The 18,575-nt window shown below is 62.3% G+C and carries 16 protein-coding genes; 11 read left to right on the plus strand and 5 right to left on the minus strand.

The genetic code is table 11. The annotated features are described in order from the left end of the window. The first annotated feature begins 14 nt into the window (after positions 1-14). Both ACLIKD_RS20085 and ACLIKD_RS20090 read left to right on the plus strand, forming a co-directional pair. On the plus strand, positions 15-2,174 hold the full coding sequence (locus tag ACLIKD_RS20085; protein ID WP_428826417.1) for a methyl-accepting chemotaxis protein: 2,160 nt from the start codon (positions 15-17) through the stop codon (positions 2,172-2,174). A gap of 42 nt (positions 2,175-2,216) precedes the next feature. Continuing rightward, positions 2,217-7,694 (plus strand): Hpt domain-containing protein, encoded by a 5,478-nt coding sequence (locus ACLIKD_RS20090; protein ID WP_428826418.1) that lies wholly within the window; start codon positions 2,217-2,219, stop codon positions 7,692-7,694. Here the strand turns inward: ACLIKD_RS20090 and ACLIKD_RS20095 are convergent. Beyond that, positions 7,691-9,103: a cryptochrome/photolyase family protein gene (locus ACLIKD_RS20095; protein ID WP_428826419.1), complete on the minus strand. Its 1,413-nt coding sequence runs from the start codon at positions 9,101-9,103 to the stop codon at positions 7,691-7,693. The two genes, ACLIKD_RS20090 and ACLIKD_RS20095, sit on opposite strands and share 4 nt — an antisense overlap. Before the next feature lie 37 nt (positions 9,104-9,140). Here ACLIKD_RS20095 and ACLIKD_RS20100 point away from each other — a divergent pair, with 37 nt between their 5' ends. The 6 genes from ACLIKD_RS20100 to ACLIKD_RS20125 all read left to right on the plus strand — a co-directional run bounded on the left by ACLIKD_RS20100 (position 9,141) and on the right by ACLIKD_RS20125 (position 13,240). Then, positions 9,141-9,701, plus strand: a complete 561-nt coding sequence (locus ACLIKD_RS20100; RefSeq protein ID WP_226471837.1) for a YqgE/AlgH family protein — start codon at positions 9,141-9,143, stop codon at positions 9,699-9,701. Beyond that, positions 9,694-10,128 carry a Holliday junction resolvase RuvX gene (gene ruvX / locus ACLIKD_RS20105; RefSeq protein WP_428826420.1) on the plus strand — a complete coding sequence of 145 codons (435 nt, stop codon included), beginning with the start codon at positions 9,694-9,696 and terminating at the stop codon, positions 10,126-10,128. Before ACLIKD_RS20100 ends, ruvX begins: the two co-directional genes overlap by 8 nt. Continuing rightward, positions 10,112-10,621 (plus strand): bifunctional pyr operon transcriptional regulator/uracil phosphoribosyltransferase PyrR, encoded by a 510-nt coding sequence (pyrR, locus tag ACLIKD_RS20110; protein WP_226471835.1) that lies wholly within the window; start codon positions 10,112-10,114, stop codon positions 10,619-10,621. Before ruvX ends, pyrR begins: the two co-directional genes overlap by 17 nt. Then, positions 10,614-11,573: an aspartate carbamoyltransferase catalytic subunit gene (locus ACLIKD_RS20115; protein ID WP_428826421.1), complete on the plus strand. Its 960-nt coding sequence runs from the start codon at positions 10,614-10,616 to the stop codon at positions 11,571-11,573. The genes pyrR and ACLIKD_RS20115 overlap by 8 nt, the downstream gene beginning before the upstream one ends. Position 11,574: 1 nt before the next feature. Beyond that, positions 11,575-12,822 carry a dihydroorotase gene (locus tag ACLIKD_RS20120; RefSeq protein WP_428826422.1) on the plus strand — a complete coding sequence of 416 codons (1,248 nt, stop codon included), beginning with the start codon at positions 11,575-11,577 and terminating at the stop codon, positions 12,820-12,822. 127 nt (positions 12,823-12,949) lie between these two features. Continuing rightward, positions 12,950-13,240: a ComEA family DNA-binding protein gene (locus tag ACLIKD_RS20125; protein ID WP_226417527.1), complete on the plus strand. Its 291-nt coding sequence runs from the start codon at positions 12,950-12,952 to the stop codon at positions 13,238-13,240. A gap of 18 nt (positions 13,241-13,258) precedes the next feature. Here ACLIKD_RS20125 and ACLIKD_RS20130 read toward each other — a convergent pair whose 3' ends face one another. The 4 genes from ACLIKD_RS20130 to ACLIKD_RS20145 are packed head-to-tail and all read right to left on the minus strand — an operon-like array spanning position 13,259 to position 15,580. After that, positions 13,259-13,552, minus strand: a complete 294-nt coding sequence (locus ACLIKD_RS20130) for a DUF167 domain-containing protein (RefSeq protein ID WP_226471831.1) — start codon at positions 13,550-13,552, stop codon at positions 13,259-13,261. Next, positions 13,549-14,082 (minus strand): YggT family protein, encoded by a 534-nt coding sequence (locus ACLIKD_RS20135; protein WP_226471830.1) that lies wholly within the window; start codon positions 14,080-14,082, stop codon positions 13,549-13,551. The genes ACLIKD_RS20130 and ACLIKD_RS20135 overlap by 4 nt, the downstream gene beginning before the upstream one ends. Beyond that, entirely contained in the window at positions 14,082-14,894 is an 813-nt protein-coding gene (proC, locus tag ACLIKD_RS20140) for a pyrroline-5-carboxylate reductase (RefSeq protein ID WP_428826423.1), read from the minus strand. The genes ACLIKD_RS20135 and proC overlap by 1 nt, the downstream gene beginning before the upstream one ends. Then, positions 14,891-15,580, minus strand: coding sequence for a YggS family pyridoxal phosphate-dependent enzyme (locus tag ACLIKD_RS20145; protein ID WP_428826424.1), 690 nt, complete (start codon positions 15,578-15,580; stop codon positions 14,891-14,893). Before ACLIKD_RS20145 ends, proC begins: the two co-directional genes overlap by 4 nt. Before the next feature lie 56 nt (positions 15,581-15,636). Here ACLIKD_RS20145 and ACLIKD_RS20150 point away from each other — a divergent pair, with 56 nt between their 5' ends. From ACLIKD_RS20150 to ACLIKD_RS20160, 3 genes are read left to right on the plus strand one after another with little or no spacing between them, the layout of a single operon-like run. Continuing rightward, positions 15,637-16,680, plus strand: a complete 1,044-nt coding sequence (locus ACLIKD_RS20150) for a type IV pilus twitching motility protein PilT (RefSeq protein WP_226417522.1) — start codon at positions 15,637-15,639, stop codon at positions 16,678-16,680. Between the two features lie 33 nt (positions 16,681-16,713). Continuing rightward, a complete protein-coding gene (locus tag ACLIKD_RS20155) occupies positions 16,714-17,850 on the plus strand; it encodes a PilT/PilU family type 4a pilus ATPase (protein WP_319002314.1) in 1,137 nt (378 codons plus the stop codon). Between the two features lie 12 nt (positions 17,851-17,862). Continuing rightward, positions 17,863-18,549 carry a DUF4197 domain-containing protein gene (locus ACLIKD_RS20160; protein WP_428826425.1) on the plus strand — a complete coding sequence of 229 codons (687 nt, stop codon included), beginning with the start codon at positions 17,863-17,865 and terminating at the stop codon, positions 18,547-18,549. Positions 18,550-18,575: the final 26 nt, after the last annotated feature.

The raw sequence follows: 18,575 nt of genomic DNA on the forward strand, positions 1-18,575 counted from the left end.
AGCGGAGGATCTCCATGGCTTTCAGTTTCAAACTCCCGAAACTCGGCGCGCTTGCCAAAAGCGGCACATCTGCGCAGTTGACGGTTTCAGCCGATCTTCCTGGCGAGCCGGGCGTCTCTGGAAAAACGCCGTTGCCCGGCTTCCTGGCCAAGCAACCGGTCATTCAGCAGATGAAAACCCTCGGGGCAATTTTCGTCGTGCTGTTGCTGCTGATCGCCAGTCTTGTCTATCACGACAATCGCGAGTCGACGCATGGCACGGCATACATCGCCGCCTCGGGTGAAATGCGGATGCTCTCGCAGCGCCTGGCCAAGGCCTCCCTACTCGCCTTGCAGGGCAACACGGTGGCCTTTGCCCAGTTGAAGGAATCGCGTGACACTTTTGCCCAACTGCTCGACCGGCTGACGTCCGGCGGTGAAATCAGCGGCGTCAGCGTCCCGGCCTCGCCCGAAGCGGTCCGGCCGCAACTCGATGCGTTGAGCCAGCGCTGGGCCGGGGCCGACAAGGACGCAATGACCGTGATCGGTCAGGAAAAGAACCTTGTCGCGCTGGGCAACAGTGTGGCGATCATCGACAACAAGAATGCCGAGATGCTCGAATTGACCGAGCAGGTTGCGGCGCTCAAGTTGCAGGCCGGGGGCTCGTCGCGTGAAATTGCCGCGGCCAACCAGTTGGTGATGCTGACCCAGCGGATTGCCAAGAATGCCTCGGCCCTGCGCGTCGGCGACGAAATCAGTCCGGAAGTCGCCTTCCTGCTTGGCAAGGATACCAACGCCTTCCGCGACATCCTGCATGGCCTGGCCAAGGGAAGCGAGTCATTGCGTCTTTCCGGCAACAACGATGCCGAGAGCCGCGAGAAGCTGAATACCCTCGATGGTGCCTTCAATCAGTATCAGGAAGCCATTGCCAGCATTCTCGGCAACATGCAGCCACTGGTTCTTTCCAAACAGGCTGGCTCACGGATTTTCCGTGAGAGCGAGGACATGCTCAAGGCGACGGATGATCTGGTGCTGGCTTATCAGGGCACCTTGTCCGAGCGCGGCCTGTACATCGTGCTGTTGATCGTGATGACGGCGGTCGCGCTGGGCACGCTTGCTTTGCTGGCCAAGATCTATCTTGAGGATACCAAGCGTCGGGGTCTGGAGGCCGAGTTGCAGCGCCATGCTTCGGAGCAGGTCAACCGCGAGAATCAGGATGCCATTTTGCGTCTGATGAACGAGCTGGGCGACCTCGCCGACGGCGACCTGACGGTGACGGCAACGGTCAGTGAAAACATTACCGGGGCGATCGCTGACTCGATCAACTATACGATTGAAGAACTTCGCGTGCTGGTCGGCCGGATCAATGACGCGGCGAATCGCGTGACGGCAGCGACCGAAATCGCCCGGCAGACTTCGGCCGAGCTGCTCGATGCGGCCGAGCGCCAGTCCAGCGAAATTCAGGAGGCCGGTCAGTCGGCCCTCGACATGGCACGCTCGATGAGCGAAGTGTCGGGTAACGCGATGCAGTCAGCCCAGGTTGCCCGGCAATCGCTGACCGCCGCCGAAAAAGGGACGCTGGCGGTGCAGGATTCGATCAAGGGCATGAACGAAATTCGCAACCAGATTCAGGAAACCTCGAAGCGAATCAAGCGTCTCGGCGAAAGCTCGCAGGAAATCGGCGAAATCGTCGAACTGATTTCCGACATTACCGAGCAGACCAACGTGCTGGCCTTGAACGCCGCCATCCAGGCCGCGTCGGCCGGCGATGCCGGGCGCGGCTTTACCGTGGTTGCCGAAGAAGTGCAGCGCCTGGCTGAACGTTCAGCCGAAGCGACCAAGCAGATTGCGGCCATTGTGAAGACGATTCAGACCGATACCCAGGATGCGGTTTCCGCCATGGAGCAATCGACTCAGGGCGTGGTCGAAGGCGCCAAGCTTTCCGATGCCGCCGGGCAAGCGCTTTCCGAGATCGGCGATGTGTCGCGCAATCTGGCCGACCTGATTCAGGATATTTCCACCTCGACCCAAAGTCAGGCGGATTCGGCGACCAGCGTGGCGCGCCTGATGCAGGACATTCTGCACGTAACCGAACAGGCTACGGCGGGTACCCAGCGCACGGCCCAGGCGGTCGACGAACTGACCGCTCTGGCTTCCGAACTGAAGGGTTCGGTTGCCGGCTTCAAGGTGGATTGATAGGCATAGCGAGAGACCATGAACGCGGCAACGGAATTTGATTTGGGCCCGCTCACCTGGGTCAAGGGTGAAATCGATCTGGCGCTCCAGCGGGCCGAGGAGGTGCTTGGCCAGTTTGAAGCGAGCGGTGACGTCACCCAGCTCAAGTTTTGTCGCACCCATGTGCACCAGGTTTATGGCGCGCTCTCGATCGTCGGGCTGGATGGTGTCACCCAGGTCGCCGAGTCGCTTGAAGCACTTCTGGCGATATTCGAGGAGGAGCGTCTGGTCCCCGATGCCTCGGGAATTGCTGCCCTGCGTCAGGCATTGGCGGCAATGCGCCAGTATCTCGACGACCTGATGGTCGGTGAGCCGAACCAGCCTTTGCGCTTGCTGCCGGTCTATCAGGCGCTGGCCGCGGCGCGCGGCATGCCGCTCAGCCATGCGGCCGATCTGTTTTATCCCGATCTCTCCCTGCGTCCGCCCCGCCGGGCAGCGCCACCGCTCCTGACGCCCGAGCAGCTGAAGCAGACGCTGAAGACGGCACGCATGGACTACCAGAAGGGTTTGCTCCGCTTGCTGAGAAATCCGGCGGAAAGCGAGCATGGCCGGCAGATGATGCGCGATGCCCTGGCCGGGATCGAGTCGCTCCAGGATACGCAGGGAGCGCGTGCTTTCTGGTGGGTCGCACTGGCCTTTCTCGATGCCTTGGCTGATCCGGTTCTGAGCAAGGATAGTGCTGTCCGCTATCTGTGTTCGCGGATCGATGCCCAGATTCGCCGCTTGCTCAATGGTTCGAGCAATGTCGCCGAACGGGTGATGCGTGAGGCGCTTTACTATATTGCGCAAGCTCCCGCCGATCTGGCGCCGTTGATCGCCGAGGTCCAGTCCACTTTTGCCTTGCCGGCGCTGATGCCGGAAGCCGTGGCGCACGCGCCGCAACCGCAGGAGACGGCCTTGCGCAAGTTGCGCGAGGTGCTGGTCGCCACCGAAGAGTTGTGGAACAAGTTCTGTACCGGTAACGCCGGCAGCCTGAGTGGTTTTGCCGACAATGCCCGCAACTGCGCCCAGGTCACCGAGGAAATCGGCCAGACCGATCTCAAGCGGCTCGGTCAGGGTCTGGGTGCCGTCGCCAGCTGGCTGGCTGAAGACGCTACGCGCTATAACGATATGGTGGCGATGGAAGTCGCCACGACGATCCTGCTGTTGCAGAACGCTCAGGAAGGGTTCAAGCGCCTCGGTACCGATTTTGCCCAGCAGGTCGACCTGATGATTGCCCGCCTGTATGCCTGCATTGCCGGGAAGCCGGCGGCGGCCGGCGAGGCCATTCCGCTGCTCGATGAAATGACCCGGCGGGCTCAGGAAAAGCTGTTGATCGGTCAGGTCGGACGCGAAATCCAGAATAATCTGGCGCAGATCGAGCAGGCGCTCGATGCCTTCTTCCGCGATCCCGCCAAAGGCCATGATCTCGCGCTGCTCGACGGCCCGCTCAAGCAAATCGGTGGGGCGCTGGCCATGCTTGGCCATTTTGGCGCGGTTAACAGCCTCAATGAATGCAGCGCCCGCGTTCGGCAATTCGCCCAGCCGGAATACCAGCCGGACGGTAGCGATTTCGAAACGGTGGCCAACCAGCTATCGATGCTTGGCTTCTTCGTTGACGCGCTGCAGCATGGCGAGACCGATTTCGAGGCTTTTGTCCGGCGGATGAAGGGCGAAAAGACCGCCAGCGAAGAGAGCGAAACGGAGGCGCCGCCCGCTCCGACCGTTGAGGCTCAGCTCGCCCAGCAGGCTCGCGATACTCACGCGCTGGTCGAAGCGCTCAAGGAAACGCCGCAAGACAGCCGCCTGCAGGATGAACTCAAGCACAACCTGCAATCGATCCAGCAGGATGCCGATCTGGTGGCTAACCACGAACTGGGTGAAACGGCCAAGGCGGCGCTCGAAGCGCTGGCTTCCGGCGACGTCGCCGACGCCGCGGTTGATGCCGCACTGTCCGGCCTCAAACCGCAAATCTCCGCGGCGCCGCAGCCGTCCGTGCAAACGCTGCAACTGGCCGAGTCCAGCCACGAGGAAATCGATGCCGAGTTGCTCGCCATCTTCCTTGAAGAGGCCGGCGAGGTGCTGGCCAGCATGGCTGAAATGGGCGCGCTGCTCGCCGACGATCCGCACAACGTCGACGCACTGACCAATATCCGGCGCTCCGCCCATACGCTGAAAGGCAGCGGCCGCATGGTCGGCCTGAACGATCTGGGGGAGACGGCCTGGGAGCTGGAACAAACCCTGAATCTCTGGCTGCGCCAGGACCAATCGGTGACGCCCGAGCTGATGCGCATGATCAATGATGCGCATACGCTGTTCTCGGTCTGGGTCGAGCATCTTGAATCCGGCGACGGTCTGGCGCCTGATACCCGCGCGCTGGTTGCCCTGGCCGCCCGCTTGCGGGGCGTTGAAGCGCCGCTTGATGCGCCGGCCGCGTCGCCCGTCGCCGCGCCGGTAATTGAAGCACCACCAGAGGAAACCTCGCCGGTCGGCGAGATGATCGAGTTGCCGGTTCCCGAGTCGGCCGACGAAGCGCCCTCCATCGTGCTCGACCTGCCGATGCTCGAAGACGTCTTGCCGGAGTATCCGGAAGGCATCGCGGTGACCCCGCATGCCGACAAGACGTACTTGCGGGCGACCAGCGAAGCGCTGGAAGATCTGCTGGTGCCGGATGAACCCGAGCAATTGCCGGAGCCGACGCCGGAGGCGGAGCAACTGCCGCCGACGGTGACCGCCTCACCAACGCTTTACGATATTTTCTGCGAAGAAGCGCGCGGCCATTTGCAGACCCTGGTCGATAGCTACGCCATGCTCGACGCCAACCCGGGCGGCCCGACGACTTTCGAGATGACACGCGCTGCCCACACGCTGGGTGGCATCGCCGCGACGGTCGGCCTGATGCCGCTCAATCATCTGGCGATCGCCCTGGAACATGCGCTGCTCCGCCGTGATGGTTCGGCGCACCCGGATAGTATCGAAGGCCTGGAGACCGTCCGCCAGGCGATTATCACGCTGGAAAGCATGTTTGCCGGGCTGGCCAGTCAGCAGGAGCCGACCGAGCAGCCGCAGTTGATCGTCGCTCTTGAAGACGTATTCCATGCGCCGCTCATCGCCGAGCCGGTGGTCGAAACGCTCGGCGATGAAATTGTCGAGCAGCCAGAGCAGCCCGAGCCCGCTGCGGCTCCCGTCGAGCCGCTGCCCACCGTATTACCGCCGCCCTTGCCGCAACTCACCGATGAGCTCGACGAGCAATTGCTGCCGATCTTCCTCGAAGAGGCTGCCGATCAGCTCCGCGACCTGACGGCCCAGTCCCGCGCCTGGCGCGCCGAACCGGCCGGGGACGCGGCACCTCATGCGATTGCCCGGCTGTTGCATACCTTCAAGGGCAATGCCCGGATGGCCGGGGCGATGAACCTCGGCGAAGTGACTCACCTGCTCGAATCGCGGGTTGATCAGGCGATGCGGGCCGGACCGGCAACCGACGCCTTTATCGACGAGCTTGAGAGCGGTTGCGATACGCTGGCCCAGGCGGTCGAGCGACTGCGTGCCGGACCGCAGGCCGAGGTGGTTGCCGAAGAGATTGCCACGGCGGTCGATACGGATGGCGTAACGGCGGTAACCGTGCCGGTGGCTGTGCCTGTCCCGGTGGAGAGCGAGCCGGAAGGCGATGCGGGTGGTCAGCGGGCAACGCTGCGCGTTCGTGCCGACCTGATCGACCGGCTGGTCAACGAGGCCGGCGAGCTGTCGATTGCGCGCACTCGGATCGAGGGCGAAATGCGCAGCCTGAAGACTTCGCTGCTCGATTTGACGGAAAACGTCATTCGGCTGCGTCGCCAGTTGCGCGAAATCGAAATCCAGGCCGAAGGCCAGATTCAGGCGCGCGTTGCCCAGTCGCCCGATGGCGAGGCCGAATTCGATCCGCTCGAACTCGACCGCTTTACCCGGTTCCAGGAACTCACCCGCTTCATGGCCGAGTCGGTCAACGACGTGGCGACAGTCCAGCAAAACCTGTTGAAGAATCTCGATGATGCCAATGCGGCGATTCTTGCCCAGTCGCGCCTGAACCGTGGCTTGCAGCAGGAACTGATGGGCGTGCGGATGATTCCGTTTGCCAGCCAGGCCGAGCGTCTTTACCGCATCGTCCGGCAGACCGCCAAGGATGTCGGCAAACGGGCCAATCTCGACGTCCTCGGCGGGCAGGTTGAAGTCGACCGTTCGGTTCTCGACAAGATGCTGGCGCCGATCGAGCACATGCTGCGCAATGCCGTCACTCACGGCATCGAAACCCGTGAGGAGCGCCTTGCGGCCGGCAAGGGGGAAGTCGGCGAAATAACCCTGGCCCTGACCCAGGAAGGCAATGAAATCATCCTGAGCATGACGGATGACGGCAAGGGCCTCAATCTCGAGCGCATCCGTTCGCGGGCCGAAGCGATGGGCCTGCTCCAGCCGGGGCAGAGCGTCGATGAAGCGACGCTGTACGATTTCATTTTCCAGCCCGGCTTCTCGACGGCCTCCGAGCTGACCCAGGTATCCGGGCGCGGCGTCGGCATGGATGTCGTGAAAACCGAAGTCGCGGCCGTTGGCGGCCGTATCGAAATCGTCTCGCAACCGGGCAAGGGCACGACCTTCCGCCTCTATCTGCCGCTCACGCTGGCGGTGACGCAGACCTTGCTGGTCCGCGTCGGCACGCAGCTTTATGCCGTGCCGTCGACGATGATCGAGCAGGTCATGGAGATGAAGGAAAAGCCGCTCCTCGCCTTGCGCGAAAAGGGCGAAGCGGAATGGCTGGGCAACCACTATCCCTTCCATTTCCTGCCCAATTTGCTTGGCGATGCCAGCGCCGTGCCGGAAGCCCGTCGCCGCTACTGGGTGCTGCTGCTGCGTTCGGGAAGCCAGCGCGTCGCAGTGCAGGTCGACGAACTGAAGGGCAACCAGGAAGTCGTCGTCAAGAACATCGGCGCCCAACTCGCCCGGGTGGTCGGCATTGCCGGGGCAACGGTACTGGGCGACGGCCAGGTCGTGCTGATCCTCAATCCGGTCGCTCTGGCCAGCCGCTTGCCGGCTGCCGCGGGGGCGAGTCCGATTCCGGCGCCGCTGGCGCCAGTCGCGCCGCGCGGTGCCAAGCTGCCGACGGTAATGGTGGTCGATGACTCATTGACCGTGCGCAAGATCACCAGCCGCCTGCTTGCCCGCGAAGGTTATCAGGTGGTGCTGGCCAAGGATGGCGTCGATGCGCTGGAACAATTGCTCGACGTGATGCCCGACGTGATTCTGTCCGACATCGAAATGCCGCGCATGGACGGTTTCGATTTCGTCCGCAACCTCCGCGCCGACGAGCGACTGAAGTCGCTGCCGGTGATCATGATCACCTCGCGGACCGCCGACAAGCATCGCAACTATGCCTTCGAAATCGGCGCCAACCATTACCTCGGCAAGCCTTACGACGAGGACGCGTTGCTCGCCCTGGTCGCCAGCTTCGTCAAGGTCAAGCCCGGCGTTTAGACAGCCTTTTTGACCACGGCGTAACGGGCCAGGGTTTTTTCCCTGGCCCGGCCATGGTCGACGAGCGGTGCCGGGTAGTCCCGGCCGATCACCACACCCAGCGCTTCCTGTTCGCCACGTCCCATTTGCCACGGCGCGTGGATGTATTTGTTGGCAAGCTTCGCCAGTTCCGGCACGTAGCGCCGGATGAAGCTGCCTTCCGGGTCGAATTTTTCCGATTGGGTTACCGGGTTGAAGATACGGAAATACGGCTGGGCATCGCAACCGCTTGACGATGCCCACTGCCAGCCGCCGTTGTTGGCCGAGAGGTCGAAGTCGTTGAGCTGCTCGGCAAAGTATTTCTCGCCAAGCCGCCAGTCGAGGCCGAGATCCTTGGTCAGAAACGAGGCGACGATCATGCGCAGCCGGTTGTGCATCCAGCCGCAGTGGTTCAGTTGGCGCATCCCCGCGTCGACCAGCGGGTAGCCGGTCCGTCCCTGACACCAGGCGGCGTAGCCGGCCGACCAGCTTTCCCATTGAATGGCATCGTAGTCCGGCTTGAAGGCGTGGCCGACCACGTGCGGAAAGTGGTCGAGGATCATGAAATAGAAATCGCGCCAGATCAGTTCGCTGAGCCAGGTGTCGGCGCCGCTCGCCAAGGCGGTGCGGACCAGTTCGCGGATCGAGAGGGTGCCGAAGCGCAGATGTACCGAGAGGTAGGAGACGCCCTTGATGGCCGGGAAATCGCGCAGCGCGCCATAGCGCTGGATGCGGCCGGCGGCGAACTCTTCCCACAATGCCCGGGCGCCGGACATGCCGGGACGGATGCCCAGTTCGGCGAGATCGGTCGTCTTGAAACCGATCTCGTCAAGGCCGGGGACGCCTGCCAGTTCGCCGCCGGCGTAGCGTCCTTGATCGGGCCAGCTGGCGCAGTCGGCGGCGGTAAGGCGTTTCAGCCAGGCATTTTTGTATGGCGTGAATACCGAGAACGGCTTGCCGGCTTGGGTCAGTACTTCGTGACCATCGAAGATGGCCTGGTCTTTCATGTGCACAAATGCGATGCCGAATGCCGCGAGCCTGGCGGCGACCTCGGCATCGCGCCGTTTGGCGGCCGGCTCGTAATCACGGTTGGCGAACACGGTTTTCACACCGAGCTGGTGGGCGAGCCCGGGGATTTCCTCGGTGGCCCGGCCATGGCGAACGATCAGTCCGCCCCCCTTGGCACGCAGTGCGGCGTCGAGTTCAAGCAGTGATTCGCGGATGAAATGGACGCGGCGATCGTGTTTCGAAGGCAGTGCATCGAGAATTTCGCTGTCGAACACAAAGGCGCAATACACCGCCTGCCCATCGGCAAGTGCCGCACTCAGGGCGGCGTGGTCGTTGTCGCGCAGGTCGCGGCGGAACCAGACGAGGGCTTTTTCGTTATTCATGGTTGGTTTGTACCGCGCCGGCGATTAAAATTCCAGCATGGATAGCGTCAACCTCACCGATAACTTCCTGATCGCCATGCCGACTCTGGAAGACCCGTATTTTTCCAACGCCCTCGTTTATATCTGCGAACACAACGAGAACGGCGCGCTGGGGATTATCGTCAACCGGCCCCTCGACATGAATCTGGCCGGTTTGCTGGAAAAAATCGAGATCAAGCTTGATGCCGAAGGCCTGGCCAAATTGCCGGTCTATTTTGGTGGCCCGGTGCAACTCGACCGCGGCTTCGTGCTGCATCGCCCGATCGGGCAATGGCAATCGACGCTGGCGGTGAATAGCGAGGTCGGCCTGACCAGTTCGCGTGACGTGCTGACCTCGGTCGGCAGCGCCGGCCTGCCGTCCGAGATCATCGTCACGCTCGGCTACGCCGGCTGGGAGGCCGGCCAGCTGGAGAATGAGCTGGCGCAAAACTCCTGGTTGACCGTGCCGGCCAAGTCCGAAATCCTGTTCGACATGCCGCCCGAAGAACGCCTGCCGGCGGCCATGCAAAAACTCGGCATCAGCTTTTCTCAGCTTTCCGATACTGCCGGACATGCCTGAGGGCACGGTCCTCGCCTTTGACTTCGGTGAAAAGCGCATCGGCGTTGCCACCGGCGAAACCCTGCTGCGCAACGCCCATCCCTTGACGGTGATCCATGCCGAGTCGAACGATGAACGCTTTGCCGCGATCGGCAAGCTGGTTGCCGAATGGCAGCCGGTGCAACTGGTAGTCGGTCTGCCCTCGCACGCCGACGGAACGCCGCACGAGATGACCCGCCGGGCGCAAAAATTCGCCGAACGGCTCGAACGCCGCTTCAAACTGCCGATCGGCTTTGCCGACGAGCGCCTGACCTCACTCGATGCTGAATCCCGACTGCGCGAAACCGGCCGCAACAGCCGATCGGCCAAGCCGCTGCTCGATGCCGTCGCCGCTCAACTCATTCTTCAAACCTGGTTCGAAAGCCCGCACCATGTCACCCCTGCCTAATCCCCTGCCTGATGCCGAGGCCCAGTGTCGCCAACTGGCCGACCTGATTCGTCCGCATCTCCATCGCCAGCCGGCGCTGATCGGTATTTATAGCGGCGGCGCCTGGATCGCCGAACGCCTGAAGGAACTGCTCGGTCTGCCGGAAGAAATCGGCCTGATTGACGTCTCCTTTTATCGCGACGACTTTGCCGAAAAAGGTTTGCATCCCCAGGTCAAGCCGACGCTGATTCCCTTCGACGTCGAAGGGCGCCACCTGATCCTGGTCGATGACGTGCTCTACACCGGTCGGACGACCCGTGCCGCGCTCAACGAACTGTTCGACTACGGTCGTCCGGCCTCGGTCGCGATGGCCGTACTGGCCGATCGCGGCGAGCGAGAATTGCCGATTGGCGCGACCTACTGCGTCTGGGATGTCGACTTGCAGGACGGTCAGAACCTGGTGCTGGGCAAACAGGACAACGGTCAACTCGCCTGGAGGCTGGAACATGCATAACCCGCAGTTGAACAAGGACGGCGAACTCTCCCACCTGCTCTCGATCGAGGGCTTGCCGACCCGCATCCTGATGCAGATACTCGACACTGCCGCCTCCTTCATGGAAGTCTCGGCGCGCGAAGTCAAGAAAGTGCCGCTGCTGCGCGGCAAGAGCGTCTTCAATCTATTCTTCGAAAACTCGACGCGCACCCGGACGACTTTCGAGATTGCCGCCAAGCGCCTGTCGGCCGACGTGATCAATCTCGACATCAACAAGTCGTCGGCCAGCAAGGGCGAGACGCTGCTCGATACCATCGACAACCTGTGCGCCATGCACGCCAACCTGTTCGTCGTGCGCCACGCTTCGAGCGGCGCGCCTTACCTGATTGCCGAGCATCTGCAGCGCATCGGCCGCGACGACGTGCATGTCGTCAATGCCGGCGACGGCCGCCACGCCCATCCGACGCAGGGCCTGCTCGACATGTACACGATTCGCCACTACAAGAAGGACTTCACGCAACTGCGTGTGGCCATCGTCGGCGATATCCTGCATTCGCGCGTCGCCCGTTCCGATATCCATGCACTGACCTCGCTGGGCGTTCCGGAAGTCCGCGCCATCGGGCCGGAAACCTTGCTGCCCAAGCATCTCGACAAGCTGGGCGTGCATGTTTTCCACGACATGAACGAAGGGCTCAAGGATTGCGACGTGGTCATCATGCTGCGCCTGCAGAATGAGCGGATGACCGGGGCCCTGTTGCCCTCGGCCAGCGAATACTTCCGCCATTACGGCCTGACGCCGCAGAAGCTGGCGCTGGCCAAGCCGGATGCCATCGTGATGCACCCCGGGCCGATGAATCGCGGTGTCGAAATCCACTCGGCGGTGGCCGACGGAGCGCAGGCCGTGATCCTGCCCCAGGTCACCTTCGGCATTGCCGTCCGGATGGCGGTGATGAGCATCGTTGCGGGGAACTGAAATGCAGATCGAAATCAAGAATGGCCGTGTGATTGATCCGAAAAACGGCGTCGACCGCAGCGCTTCGTTGTTCATTGCCGATGGCAAGGTTGTCGGGCTGGGCGGCACGCCGGCCGGCTTCGTTGCCGACCAAACCATCGATGCCGCCGGCTGCGTCGTCTGCCCCGGGCTGATCGACCTTGGCGCCCGGCTGAACAGCATCGAAGCCGAACTGGCCGCTGCCGTCGCCGGCGGGGTGACCACCGTCGTCGTGCCGCCCGATGCCGATCCGCCGCTCGACGAGCCGGAACTGGCCGACCGCCTGGTGCACCGCGGTACCGAAATCGGCAAGGCGCGTGTCCTGCCGCTCGGCGCGCTGACGCTCGGCCTCAAGGGCGAGCGCCTGGCCGAGCTGGCCGGTCTGAAGAAAGCCGGCTGTGTCGCCTTCTCGCAAGCCAATGCGCCGGTGATCGACACCGAGGCCCTGCTCCGGGCCATGGAATACGCCGCCACCTTCGATTTTGCAGTGTGGCTGCAGCCGCAGGACTACTGGCTGGCGCGCAATGGCATCGCGCACGAAGGCGAAGTTGCCAGTCGCCTCGGGCTGGCCGGCATTCCAGTCGCTGCCGAAACCATTGCCATCGCCACCATCGTCCAACTGGTGCGCGATACCGGTTGCCGGGTACACCTGACCCGGCTTTCGTCGGCGGCCGGCGTGGCGCTTGTCGCCCAAGCCAAGGCTGAGGGCTTGCCGGTGAGCTTTGACATTGGCGTGCACCACCTGCTGCTGACCGAAAACGATATCGGCTTCTTCAATCCGCATGCCCGTTTCAGCCCACCGCTGCGTGCCCAGAATGACCGTCAGGCGCTGTCGGCCGCCGCCGCATCCGGGCTGGCCGCCATCTGCTCCGACCATACCCCGGTTGGTGCGGACGACAAGTTGTTGCCTTTCGGCGAAGCCAAACCGGGGGCCACCGGACTCGAAGTCCTGCTGCCGCTGACCCTGAAATGGGCCGAAGCGGCAGGCGTCGATCTCCCCCAGGCCTTGGCCCGGATCACCGCCGCCCCGGCCCAGGTGCTCGGCCTGGCCGCCGGCCAACTGGCGGTTGGCGCACCGGCCGATGTCTGCATCTTCGACCCCGAGGCCACCTGGCAACTGACGCCCGAGGCCCTGAAGAGCCGCGGCAAGAATTCGCCGTGGCTTGGCTACCCGATGACCGGCAAGGTCAAGGCGACGCTGGTCGGCGGTCGTGTCGTGTTCGGAGCCTGATTGCCGGAAACTCTGCGTTGAATTTATTTGTCATATTCAATTAGAATAATTCGGCCCTACTGGAAAACCGGTGGGGCCAAATTTTTTTGAACGTGGCAAAACAGTAATCAACCTGGAGGAAGATCCGATGCAACGTATCCTGTCTGTGATCCTGATGTTTTTTGCCGGTATTGGCTTTGCCCTGGCCGCCGTCAATATCAATACCGCCACCGTCGATGAGCTGGATTCGGTGAAAGGCATCGGCCCTGGCAAAGCCAAGGCGATTGTCGACTACCGCAGCAAGAACGGACCGTTCAAGTCGGTCGATGACTTGAAGGAGGTCAAGGGCTTTGGTGAGAAGAGTGTTGCCAAGCTGCGCAGCGAACTGACCGCATCGGAATCATCGGCCCCTGCCGCCAAACCAGCGGCCAAGAAATAACGCTGATTAGATGGCGCCCTAGGCGCCGATCAAACGGGCAACGGCCTCGGTCGTTGCCCCGCCAACCTCGACCACCTTGCGTCGGGAAGTCTGGCCGCTTTTCAGGCTGACTGCTGACTTGGCCAAGCCCAATGTTTCGGCAATGAACTTGAGCAGCGCTTCGTTGGCCTTGCCATCGACCGGCGGGGCGGCGAGGCGGATTTTCAGCGCATCGCCATGCCGCCCGGCGAACTCGGTCTTTTTCGCACCGGGCTGGATGTGCAGCGTAAGCGTGATCCGGCCGTCACCGGCGACACGAAACCAGTCGCTCACAGGAACATCAAGACCACCTGCAGCAGCAGGATGGCAACCAGCGGCGACAGGTCGATACCGGAAATCAACGGCACAACGCGGCGGATCGGATCGAGCAGCGGCCGGGTCAGTTGGTGGGCCGGCGCCGAGAGCGGCGAGTAGGGATTGATCCACGACAGGACGGCTTGCAGGATCAGCGCGCCAATCAGGATATAGACGGCCATCCGGAGCAGGCCGCGCAGGGCGAACCAGCCGATCATCATGGCCAGCGTCGCCCCATCGGTTTCGATCAGGCGGCCGGAGAGTCCGATCAGCACCCCGGCCAAGAGCAGTTGCAGGACCAAGGCTGCAAATACGCTCGACCAGTCGAGTCCGCCAACCCCCGGAATGATCCGGCGCAGCGGCTTGACCGCCCAGTTGGTCAGGGCCACGACGAAATTGCCGAGCTGGCCGGCAAACGACACCCGCATCGCCTGCATCATGAAGCGCAGCAGGAACAGCGCGCAGAAGAAACTGACTACGGCGTCGAGCAGGAAAGTGACCGCTTGCATCAGGCGGCTCCGAGCAGTTTGCCGAGTTCCCGGCCACGCGCCTCGGCGGCTTTTACCCCGGCGATGATGCCTTCCTTGACACCGCTATCGGCCATCGTCCGCAGCGCTGCTTCGGTCGTGCCGCCCTTCGAGGTGACGCGCTCGCGCAGCACCGCCGCCGGATCGCTCGACTGGGCAGCCAGTGCGGCGGCTCCCTGGACGGTTTCGATGGCCAGTTGGCGCCCCTGTTCGGGGGTGAAGCCAAGCTCGGCGGCCGCCTGCTGCAGAGCTTCGATGAACAGGAAAACGTAAGCCGGACCGCTGCCGGACAGCGCGGTCACGCCATCCATCTTGGTCTCGTCGTCGATCCAGACGGTACTGCCGACGGCGCTCAGCAGCCGGTTGGCGGCCTCGCGTTCGACGGCGCTGACTTCCGGCAGCGGGCACAGCCCGGTAATGCCGGCACCGATCAGGGCCGGGGTGTTGGGCATGCAACGAACGATCTTGCGGTGGCCGCCCAGGAAGCGCGCCAGCGTGGTCAGGTCGAGGCCAGCCGCAATGCTGACGACGACGGCCTGGCCGAGCTTGCCGACGAGCGGCGCGACGGCTTCCTTCATCTGCTGTGGCTTGACCGCCAGGACCAGCAGATCGCCGGCGCCAGGCAGCTTGTCCGCCGCGTCGACACAGTTCACCGCATAGGTCTCGGCCAGCTTGCGCCGTGCTTCGCTGCCCGGGTCGATAACCGTGATGTCGCTGGCGCTGTAGCCCTGTTTCAACATGCCGCCAATCAGCGCGTTGGCCATGTTGCCACCGCCGAGAAAGGTAATTTTCATGCGTAATTTCTCTCACCAAAAATGGCCGTGCCGATGCGGACGATCGTCGCCCCTTCGGCCACGGCAGCTTCAAGATCGTGGGACATGCCCATCGAAAGGGTATCGAGCGGCAGCCCTGCCGCCTGAATCTGTTCGTAAATTTCTCGCAACTGCCGGAAGGGCAGGCGCTGCGCCGAAAAGTCGTCGCTCGCTTCGGGGATGGCCATCAGGCCGCGCACCCGGAGGCCGGGCAGCGTGCTGATCGCTTGGCACAGCAAAAGTGCTTCGTCCGGTGCGCAGCCGCTCTTGCTGGCTTCGCCGGACACATTGACCTGAACGCAGACCTGCAGGGGCGGCAGGTAGGTCGGACGCTGGGCGGAGAGACGTTCGGCGATTTTCAGCCGCTCAATCGAATGCACCCAGTCGAAGCGTTCGGCAACCGGTCGCGTCTTGTTGCTTTGCAGCGGTCCGATGAAATGCCACTCGAGGTTTTGACCCTGCGCGGCGAGCACCTTGTCGACGCCCTCCTGGACATAGTTCTCGCCGAAAGCGCGTTGTCCGGCACCGGCCGCTTCCAGCACGCAGGGCAGCGGCCAGGTTTTGCTCACTGCCAATAGTCGAGCGCTGTCAGGCGACCGGCCGGCGGCTATTGCGGCGGCTGCGATCCGAGCCTGGACGGCTTGCAGGTTGCTGGCGATTGCGCTCATAATCCCTTTGGAATTCCCAATAATTTCAGTATACACGCGCTCCAAGGACGATCCGAATGGACATCACCGAACTGCTGGCCTTCAGCGTCAAGAACAAGGCCTCCGACCTCCATCTTTCGAGCGGATTGCCGCCGATGATCCGCGTGCATGGCGACGTGCGCCGCATCAATCTGCCGGCGATGGAGCACAAGGATGTGCACGGCATGGTCTATGACATCATGAACGACGGCCAGCGCAAGGTGTATGAGGAAACGCTGGAGTGCGACTTTTCCTTCGAAATCCCCAATCTGGCGCGGTTCCGGGTCAATGCCTTCAATCAGCAACGGGGCGCCGGCGCGGTCTTCCGGACCATTCCATCCAAGGTGCTGACCCTGGAAGAGCTTAACTGCCCGAAGATTTTCAAGGATATTTCCGAGTACCCGCGCGGTATCGTGCTGGTCACCGGGCCGACCGGTTCCGGCAAATCGACGACGCTGGCCGCCATGGTCAATCATGTCAATGAAAACGAATACGGTCATATCCTGACCGTCGAAGATCCGATCGAATTCGTCCATGAAGCCAAGAAGTGCCTGATCAACCAGCGCGAAGTCGGACCGCACACGTTGTCCTTCTCCAACGCCTTGCGCTCGGCGCTGCGTGAAGACCCTGACGTCATCCTGGTCGGCGAAATGCGCGACCTGGAAACCATCCGTCTGGCGCTGACGGCGGCCGAAACCGGCCACCTGGTGTTCGGTACGCTGCATACCTCGTCGGCGGCCAAGACCGTTGACCGTATCGTCGACGTCTTTCCGGCGGCGGAAAAGGAAATGGTCCGTTCGATGTTGTCCGAGTCGCTGCGCGCCGTCATCTCGCAGACGCTGTTGAAGACCAAGGATGGGCAGGGCCGGGTTGCGGCGCACGAGATCATGATCGGCACGCCGGCCATCCGCAATCTGATCCGCGAAAACAAGGTGGCGCAGATGTATTCGGCGATCCAGACCGGCCAGAACGTCGGCATGCAGACGCTGGACCAGAATCTGCTGGATATGGTTCGCCGCAATGTCGTATCGAGTGCCGAAGCGCGTAACAAGGCAGCCAACAAGGATGCTTTCCCGGGCTGAGTTGCTGTCAAATAGAACATTCAAGGGGTAGGTATGGAACGCGATCAGGCAATGAAATTCATGCACGATCTTTTGCGCCTGATGTCGCAAAAAAAAGGATCGGACCTTTTCATAACCGCCGGCTTCCCGCCGGCGATCAAGATAGATGGCAAGATCACGCCGGTATCGAATCAGGTGCTGACTTCCTCGCACACCGCCGAACTCGCCCGTTCGATCATGAACGACCGGCAGGCCGCCGAGTTCGAGGCGACCAAGGAATGCAATTTTGCCATTTCGCCGGCCGGCATCGGCCGTTTCCGGGTCAATGCGCTGGTCCAGCAGGGCCGCGTCGGCGTCGTCTGCCGGACCATCAACATGACCATCCCGACGCTCGACGAACTGCAATTGCCGCCGGTCCTCAAGGACCTGGCGATGACCAAGCGCGGCCTGATCATTTTCGTCGGCGGTACCGGTACCGGCAAGACGACCTCACTGGCGGCGCTGGTCGATTACCGCAATGAAAATACCTACGGCCATATCATCACGATCGAGGATCCGATCGAGTATGTGCACGAACACAAGAACTGCATCGTCACGCAGCGCGAAGTCGGCGTTGATACCGACGACTGGGGGCCGGCGCTGAAAAACACGCTGCGCCAGGCGCCCGATGTGATCCTGATGGGCGAAATCCGCGACCGCGATACGATGGACTACGCCATTGCCTTCGCCGAAACCGGTCACCTGGCGCTGGCCACGCTGCACGCCAACAGTGCCAACCAGGCTATCGACCGGATCATCAACTTTTTCCCGGAAGAGCGTCGTCAGCAACTGCTGATGGACCTTTCGCTGAACCTGCGTGCCCTGGTGTCGCAGCGCCTGATCCCGAAAAAGGACGGCAAGGGCCGGATGGCGGCCATTGAGGTGATGCTCAACTCGCCGCTGATTTCCGACCTGATCTTCAAGGGCGAAGTCCATGAGATCAAGGAAATCATGAAGAAGTCCCGCGAACTTGGCATGCAGACTTTCGACCAGGCGCTGTTCGACCTCTACGAGGCGGGCAAGATCACCTATGAAGATGCGCTGCGCAATGCCGATTCGCTGAACGACCTGCGCCTGCAGATCAAGCTGCACGGCAAGGAATCCAAGGACCGCGACCTGAGCACCGGGATCGGTCACCTTGATATTGTTTGAGAGAGGTTCGTCATGAAAAACCTGCGCAGCCCCGTCTTTGCCCTTTTTCTGATGCTCATCACCGGGTTTGCCCAAGCCGGCGCGCTCGATGCCATTTCGACCGGCGATGCTAGCGCCGGCGTCAAGGAAGCGCTGGCCAAGGGCGCCGATTATGCGGTGGCGTCGCTCGGCAAGGACAACGGTTTCCTCGGCAACAGCAAGGTCAAGATTCCGTTACCCGGTTATCTGCAAAAGGCCGAGAAGGGCTTGCGCATGTTCGGCATGGGCAAGCAGGCCGACGAACTGGTCAATACCATGAACCACGCGGCGGAAAATGCCGTAGCCGAGGCCAAACCGATACTCAGCGACTCGATCAAGAAGATGAGCGTGCAGGACGCCAAGGGTATTCTGACCGGCGGCGAGGACAGCGTGACGCAGTATTTCAAGCGGACCTCGAGCGAGCAACTGACCCGGAAGTTCATGCCCATCGTCAAGACGGAGACCAAGAAACTGCAACTGGCCGAGCAATACAACAGCTTTGCCGGCAAGGCGGCAAGCGCCGGTCTGATCGATCAGAAAGACGCCGATGTCGACAGCTACGTCACGCAGAAGGCGATGGATGGTCTCTTCCTGATCATTGCCGAAGAAGAGAAAAAGCTGCGGGCCAACCCGGTTGGTGCCGGCAGCGATCTGCTGAAAAAGGTGTTTGGCGCGCTCTGAGCTAAAGCCGCCGGCCGGGTTGGCCG

The sequence above is a fragment of the Azonexus sp. IMCC34842 genome (assembly GCF_050368855.1).
Classification (GTDB): domain Bacteria; phylum Pseudomonadota; class Gammaproteobacteria; order Burkholderiales; family Rhodocyclaceae; genus Azonexus; species Azonexus denitrificans_A.

Coding starts and splice junctions, on each gene's coding strand:
- ACLIKD_RS20145 (WP_428826424.1), bottom strand. CDS start 15,580: ATGAGCGCAATCGCCAGCAACCTGCAAGCCGTCCAGGCTCGGATCGCA.
- ACLIKD_RS20160 (WP_428826425.1), top strand. CDS start 17,863: ATGAAAAACCTGCGCAGCCCCGTCTTTGCCCTTTTTCTGATGCTCATC.
- ACLIKD_RS20095 (WP_428826419.1), bottom strand. CDS start 9,103: ATGAATAACGAAAAAGCCCTCGTCTGGTTCCGCCGCGACCTGCGCGAC.
- ACLIKD_RS20115 (WP_428826421.1), top strand. CDS start 10,614: ATGCATAACCCGCAGTTGAACAAGGACGGCGAACTCTCCCACCTGCTC.
- ACLIKD_RS20150 (WP_226417522.1), top strand. CDS start 15,637: ATGGACATCACCGAACTGCTGGCCTTCAGCGTCAAGAACAAGGCCTCC.
- ACLIKD_RS20135 (WP_226471830.1), bottom strand. CDS start 14,082: ATGCAAGCGGTCACTTTCCTGCTCGACGCCGTAGTCAGTTTCTTCTGC.
- ACLIKD_RS20155 (WP_319002314.1), top strand. CDS start 16,714: ATGGAACGCGATCAGGCAATGAAATTCATGCACGATCTTTTGCGCCTG.
- proC (WP_428826423.1), bottom strand. CDS start 14,894: ATGAAAATTACCTTTCTCGGCGGTGGCAACATGGCCAACGCGCTGATT.
- ruvX (WP_428826420.1), top strand. CDS start 9,694: ATGCCTGAGGGCACGGTCCTCGCCTTTGACTTCGGTGAAAAGCGCATC.
- ACLIKD_RS20120 (WP_428826422.1), top strand. CDS start 11,575: ATGCAGATCGAAATCAAGAATGGCCGTGTGATTGATCCGAAAAACGGC.
- ACLIKD_RS20125 (WP_226417527.1), top strand. CDS start 12,950: ATGCAACGTATCCTGTCTGTGATCCTGATGTTTTTTGCCGGTATTGGC.
- ACLIKD_RS20100 (WP_226471837.1), top strand. CDS start 9,141: ATGGATAGCGTCAACCTCACCGATAACTTCCTGATCGCCATGCCGACT.
- pyrR (WP_226471835.1), top strand. CDS start 10,112: ATGTCACCCCTGCCTAATCCCCTGCCTGATGCCGAGGCCCAGTGTCGC.
- ACLIKD_RS20085 (WP_428826417.1), top strand. CDS start 15: ATGGCTTTCAGTTTCAAACTCCCGAAACTCGGCGCGCTTGCCAAAAGC.